This is a genomic window from Streptomyces sp. NPDC058964 (assembly GCF_042741275.1).
Classification (GTDB): Bacteria; Actinomycetota; Actinomycetes; order Streptomycetales; family Streptomycetaceae; genus Streptomyces.
Map to the genome: position 1 here is coordinate 1 of NZ_JBHYKH010000170.1, position 6,246 is coordinate 6,246.

3 protein-coding genes and 1 pseudogene are annotated in these 6,246 nt (G+C 72.3%); 1 reads left to right on the forward strand and 3 read right to left on the reverse strand.

Annotated elements, in window-relative coordinates:
* Window positions 1-114: 114 nt before the first annotated feature.
* Both ACFW2E_RS21580 and ACFW2E_RS21585 read right to left on the reverse strand, forming a co-directional pair.
* Window positions 115-480, reverse strand: coding sequence for a sortase-dependent protein (locus ACFW2E_RS21580; protein WP_384468687.1), 366 nt, complete (start codon window positions 478-480; stop codon window positions 115-117).
* A 142-nt stretch (window positions 481-622) separates the two neighbouring features.
* Complete coding sequence (locus ACFW2E_RS21585; protein ID WP_384468688.1) at window positions 623-3,085, reverse strand: SpoIIE family protein phosphatase; 2,463 nt, start codon at window positions 3,083-3,085, stop codon at window positions 623-625.
* Between the two features lie 693 nt (window positions 3,086-3,778).
* On the opposite strand from ACFW2E_RS21585, the gene ACFW2E_RS21590 reads away from it, so the two are divergent.
* Window positions 3,779-5,845, forward strand: coding sequence for a SpoIIE family protein phosphatase (locus tag ACFW2E_RS21590; RefSeq protein ID WP_384468689.1), 2,067 nt, complete (start codon window positions 3,779-3,781; stop codon window positions 5,843-5,845).
* A gap of 71 nt (window positions 5,846-5,916) precedes the next feature.
* Here the strand turns inward: ACFW2E_RS21590 and ACFW2E_RS21595 are convergent.
* A pseudogene (locus ACFW2E_RS21595) lies at window positions 5,917-6,246 on the reverse strand (hypothetical protein); the annotation flags it as partial.

Sequence of the window (6,246 nt, forward strand, 5' to 3'; positions counted from 1 at the left end):
GCGGTGGCGTGCCGGTGGAGCGCGCCGTCGCCGCCCGGGGGCTCGCGGGACCGCCGCACCCGACCAGCAGCGAGGCCGTCGCCGCGGCGGCGAACGCGCGCCTCGGGAGCGGGGTCACGCCCCGGTCGCCCGCCGGCGGCGCACGACCAGTACCGCACCGCCGCCCGCGACGAGCGCCGCCGCGGCGCCACCGGCGATCGAGCCGCCCTCGGAACCCGAGCCCGAGGACGCCGCCGCCACTCCCGTGTCGGGCGCACCACTTGGCACGACGGAGACCTGGCTCGGGGCCGGGGCCCTGGTCGGTTCGGCGCTGGGCACCCGGGTGGGTTCGGCGCTGGGCACCACGCTCGGCTCGGCACTCGGCGCCCGGGTGGGGGCGGCGGAGGGGACCGGGGTCGCCCCGTCGGCGAACGCGGGCACGGCGCCGGCCAGTACGGCGGTGCACGCAAGGGCCAGGATGCTGGGGACAGTTCGGCGCATTGAGTGGCTCTCTCTCGTCGGTCCGCCCGGTACCCGGGGGGACTGTGTTACGGATCGAGCGCAGAGACGAGGCAGCGGTGAGCCGGGTTGCAAAGAGATGCTAAAGCCGCCGTGGGGTGCGGTCGCCGGAGTGCCGTCCCGGCTACGGGATCTCCTGTTCGGCCCAGATGACCTTCCCTCCGGCCGTGTACCGGGCACCCCAGCGATGGGAGAGCTGCGCCACGAGGAAGAGGCCCCGGCCGCCCTCGTCCGTGCTCCGGGCGTGCCTGAGCCGCGGGGCGGTGCTGCTGGCGTCGGCGACCTCACAGGTCAGCCGGGAGTCGCGGAGCAGCCGCAGCCGGATGGGCGGTGTCGCGTAGCGAATCGCGTTGGTGACGAGTTCGCTCACGATGAGCTCGGTGGTCATCGCCAGTTCCCCGAAGCCCCAGGCCTCCACCTGACGGGTCGCGGCGGCGCGGATCTCGGCGACCGCGGCCGGGTCCACGGGCACCTCCCACGAGACGACGTGGTCGGCCCCCAGGGCGTGGGTGCGCGTCAGGAGAAGGGCGACGTCGTCGGGTTGCGGGCCTGCCACGAGTTGTTCGACCGCGGACATGCACAGGGCGCCGAGGTCGGAATCGGAGCGCGACAGCACCTCGGCGAGCCGGGACATGCCGGACTCCATGTCGCGGTCGCCCCCCTCGATGAGGCCGTCGGTGTAGAGACCCAGCAGGCTGTTCTCGGCGAGCTCGATCTCGGTGGCCTCGAACCCCAGCCCGCCCAGCCCGAGCGGTGGCCCCGCGGGCAGTTCGGGGAAGTGGACGCGCCCGTCGGGCTCGACGACCACGGGCGGGGGATGTCCGGCACGGGCCATCGCACACCGCCTGGTGACCGGGTCGTAGACGGCGTACAGGCAGGTCGCCCCGAGGAAGGTGGTAGCGCCGCGCCCGGCCGCCTCACCGCCCGCCTCCTCCTCGCTCAGCCGGAGTACGAGGTCGTCGAGGTGGGCCAGCAGTTCGTCGGGCGGCATCTCCATGTCGGCGAGGGTCTGGACCGCGGTGCGCAGCCGGCCCATGGTCGCCGCCGCGTCGATGCCGTGACCGACCACGTCGCCGACGACGAGGCCCACCCGGGCTCCGGACAGCGGGATCACGTCGAACCAGTCGCCACCCACCCCGCCGGAGGCGTCGGCCGGCAGGTACCAGGAGGCAACCTCCAGCGCCGTACCGCCGCTCAGGGCCTGCGGCAGCAGACTGCGCTGAAGGGTGACCGCCGCCGTGTGTTCCCGGGTGTAGCGCCGGGCGTTGTCGACGCACAGTGCCGCCCGCGCCACCAGTTCCCGGGCCAGCAGGGCGTCGTCGGGCTGGAACGAGACGGGGTTGAGCGACCGCGCGAACGTGGTGAGGCCCAGGATTGTGTTGCGCGCCCGCATCGGCACGGAGATGAGCGAGTGCAGTCCGAACTTGCGGATGCTCTCCGTCCTGGCGGGCTGTTCGGCGACCCACAGTTCGTCGGCCGGGTCGAGGACCGGGATGAGGATCGGTTCGCCGTTGATGAGCAGGTCCACTCCGTGCGGCGGGGGCAGGAAGTCCACCCTGTCCCCGATCCGAGCCACGGCCTCCGGACAGCCCTCTCTCGCCGAACTCATGCCGGCCCGGCGCATCACGGGCTTGACGTGGGCCGGGCCCGCGTCGGTGAGCCAGGTGCCGTGCCCCTCGGTGCTGAGCACCGATTCCAGGAGGTCGACGATGACGAAGTCCGCGAAGCGGGGCACGGCGAAGTCGGCCAGTTCCTGGGCCGTGCGCATCACGTCCAGGGTCCTGCCGATGCTGGTACCGGCCTCATTGACCATCGACAGCAGCCGGCGCGCGTACCACCGCTCGGTGACGTCCTGGACCATGTAGCAGATCCCGGTGACGGAGTTGTCGGCGTCCAGCAGGGGGAAGAACGAGGTGGAGTAGGCGTGTTGGCGTCGGGGATCGGCCCAACTCCACCCGAGGTACTCGTAGTCGGTCACCGGTTCCCCGGTCGCCAGCACCTCGCGCATCAACGCTTCGATCGTCTCCGCCTGCAGCCCCGGCAGCAGCTCGCTCAGCCGGTGTCCGAGCCGCTGCTCACGCGGCACACCGCCGAAGCGTTCCAGGGTCTCGTTCAGCCACATGTAGCGCAGCTGCGGATCCAGCACCGCCATGCCGACCGGTGAGCGGGTCAGGAAGCCGTCGAAGACCGACTCACCGACCGTCCACCGCCGCCTCCGCTCCCATGCCGAGAGCAGGAAGCACTCGTCGGTGCCGATCCGGAAGGAGGCGGAGACCCGCAGGTCGACGTCGACCCCGGCACCGTCGCGGCACCGTACGGGGACCAGACCGCTCCACCCCATGCCGGAGCGGCACCGCTCCACGACGCCCGCCACGCGCGCCGGGTCCCCCGGCATCGCCAGCAGACGGGCGGCGGAACGGCCGACGACCTCAGAAGCCGGATATCCGAGCAGTGCTTCGGCGCCCCGCGTCCAGCCGACCACGACCCCCTCCGCGTCGACCACCGCCGCGGCGTCGGTGGACGCGTCGAAAAGATCGAGCGGCCCTGCGGACGAGGGCGCGTCGGAACCGTTTCGCGCAGATTCCATTGATCCCATCCTCTACACGACTATGTTCCTGCTTGTCCGCCCGATCCGCACGGTCCGGCACGAGGGGGCCGGGGGCGGACGCGGGGCCGCCGGAAACACCGGCCGGGGCCGACCGGGCCGAGGTCTGCCGTCGCCGTATGTGAGACGACGGCCGGTACGAACGGGCCCGGCCGACCTCAACTGGCCGGCGGGGGTGAGCCGGACCGCGCGTCCTCGACCACGGTTTCGGATACGGCCGTGCCGTGGCCGAGTTGACAGGTCGGTCGCCTACGGCCTGGTCCTGCCGTTCGCGGTGCCGACCTGTGTCTCCGACGAGGAGGACCAGCGGGCACCCGGAACCGTGGCCGCTGCGCCGCTCGTGCCGAGCGGTACGGGCACGCCCTGCGGAAGGTTCGCCACCGACGACGGAGCGGTGTGCCGGCCCCGCATCACGAGGTCACCGGGTCATGGGCCCTTCCGTCGGACTTCGAGCCCGTCCGGGAGCGGCGGATCGAGGTCACGACGACGGGCGGTCACCGGTCGGCGGCGGTGCGTCTGCCGCCCCGCCGCTACCCCGACCGCATGACCTGGACATGCCGACACGCTGCCGTTATGCAAGCGGCGCGGCTGGAGGCAGCATGGAAGTACCGGGAGCCGGGACCTGGCGTGCGGCACTGTCGGCACGGACCGCCGACCGGTCGAGGAGGATCTGGGATGACAGCCGAATCCTTCCACTCCAGCAGTGACATGTCGGGCCACGAGGCGGTCCGGCCGACCGGTCTGCTGGACGTGCTGAGTGTCGCCGCGGTGGTCCTGAACGCCGAGGGGCGCATCGTCTTCTGGACCCCGCAGGCCGAGGAGCTCTTCGGCTACACCGCGACGGAGGCCCTGGGCAAGGAGGCGGCGCGACTGCTGATCCGCCCCGAGCACCTCCAGTCCGTCATGAGTCTGTTCGCGGAGGTGCTGGCGACCGGCCGGAGCTGGGCCGGCGCCTTCCCCGTCCGGCACAAGGACGGCAGCACCCGCGTGATGGAGTTCCGCAACATGCGGCTGCTGGACGACGTCGGCGACGTCTACGCCCTCGGCATCGCCGCCGACCACACCCTGCTCCAGCGGGTGGAGACCGATCTGGCCCTGTGCGAGCAGCTGATCAACCAGTCCCCGATCGGTCTGGCCCTGATGGACCCCGAGCTGCGCTATCTCCTGGTCAACCCGGCGCTCGAGCGCATCGACGGGATACCCGCCGAGGATCACATCGGCCGCCATCTGCGGGAGACCCTGCCCTTCTCCGACGTCGACACCATCGAGTCCGCCCTGCGTCAGGTGCTCACCACCGGGACCCCGCTGCTCGACCAGTACCACGTCGGCAGACCGCCGTCCGACCCCGACCGCGATCACGCCTGGTCGCTCTCCTTCTACCGGCTGGAGGACCCCGGAGGCCGGATCCTGGGCGCGGCCACCTCGGTCGTGGACGTCACCGAGCGGCACCGGGCGGCCACCGAGGCCGACCGGGCCCGGCGGCGCCTGGCCCTCATCGCCGACGCCTCCACCCGCGTCGGCACCAGCCTGGAAGTGGAACAGACCGCCCACGAACTGGCCGACATCGCGATCCCCGAGCTGGCCGACGTGGTCGCGGTCGACATCCTCGACTCCGCCCTGGCGTGCCGCAACAACCGCAAGCCCGACAACGGGGCGGAGCTCTTCCGCGCACTGGCCCTGAAGGCGGCCCGCCCCACCGTGGCCCTGCAGGCCGCCGACCGGCCCGGCGATCTCACCGCCTACGACGGGGACCGTCTGGTCACGCTGTGCGTCCACTCCGGCAGACCGGTGCTGGTGCGCCACGTGGGCGCCGACGATCTGCGCCGCATCGCCCGCGACGCCGAGGCCGCCGAGCTCCTGGCCCGGGCCGGGGTCCATTCCTACCTCGCGGTTCCGCTGATCGCACACGGCGAGGTCCTCGGCGCGCTGGACCTCAAGCGCACCGTCAATCCGATCCCGTTCGACCAGGACGACGTGGTCCTCGCCAGCGAGCTGGCCAGCCGCGCCGCCATGTCGATCGACAACGCCCGCTGGTTCCAGAGCGTGCGCAACACCGCCCTCACCCTTCAGCGCAGCCTGCTGCCGGACCACCCGCCGCACCACACCGGCCTGGAACTGGCCTCCCGCTACCAGCCCGCCCTGTCGACCAGCGAGGTCGGCGGCGACTGGTACGACGTCATCCCCCTGGCCGACGGCCGCACGGCCCTGGTCGTCGGAGACGTGATGGGCAACGGCATCGACGCCGCCGCCACCATGGGCCGGCTGCGCACCGCCACCTGCGCCTACGCGGACCTGGACCTCCCGCCCAGCGCGGTGCTCCAGCACCTGGACAAGATCACCTGCGATCTGGAGCACTACATCGTCACCTGTCTGTACGCCGTGTACGACCCCCACACGAGGGAGTGTCACCTCGCCAACGCCGGACACATGCCGCCCGCGCTCGCCGGCCCTGGCCGCACTCCCGCGCTGCTCGATCTGCCGGCCGGAGCTCCGCTCGGGGTCGGTGGTGTCCCCTTCGAGACCACGACGGCGGACCTCGGCTCCGGCGACCTTCTGGTCCTGTACACCGACGGTCTCGTCGAGACCCGGCACCATCCGATCGACGACCGCCTGAACGTCCTCCTGAGCTTCCTCGACGAACCGCACCGGCCCCTGGAGGAGACCTGCGACCTCCTCCTGTACGGCCTGCGCAACCCCGACGACCACGACGACGTCGCCCTCCTCGTCGCCCGGACCCTCTAGACCCTCGCCTCCCGGGAGCTCTCACGTCCCTGACGGCGCCCGGCGCTGGACCGACAGGTCCCGAGCGTGCGTCAGGCGCTCTGCCCCCATGACCGTCCGCGGTCGTGCTCGCCTGCTCCCCCGCGGCGGTCCGCGAAGACCCGTGTGCCGTTGACCCACCACACGACGGAGCGGGAGCCGAACTCGACACGCGGATCGACCCAGGCTCCGGGGCGTACCGCGGGGCCCTGGAAGCAGCGGCTGGACTCGCGCACACGGCTGGTGAGTTCCAGCAGGTCCGGGTTGTCCGGGTGGCCTCGAAGACGTCGATCTCCCGGTCGCCGTCCCGCCGGGTCCGGACGGCCGGCCAGGTGCCGATCTCGCGGGGCAGCCGCACCCGCGTCTCGAACACGTCTCCACGC

Bases quoted from the DNA above. Each gene is read 5' to 3' on its own strand.
- ACFW2E_RS21580 (WP_384468687.1), bottom strand. From the start codon at position 480: ATGCGCCGAACTGTCCCCAGCATCCTGGCCCTTGCGTGCACCGCCGTA.
- ACFW2E_RS21585 (WP_384468688.1), bottom strand. From the start codon at position 3,085: ATGGAATCTGCGCGAAACGGTTCCGACGCGCCCTCGTCCGCAGGGCCG.
- ACFW2E_RS21590 (WP_384468689.1), top strand. From the start codon at position 3,779: ATGACAGCCGAATCCTTCCACTCCAGCAGTGACATGTCGGGCCACGAG.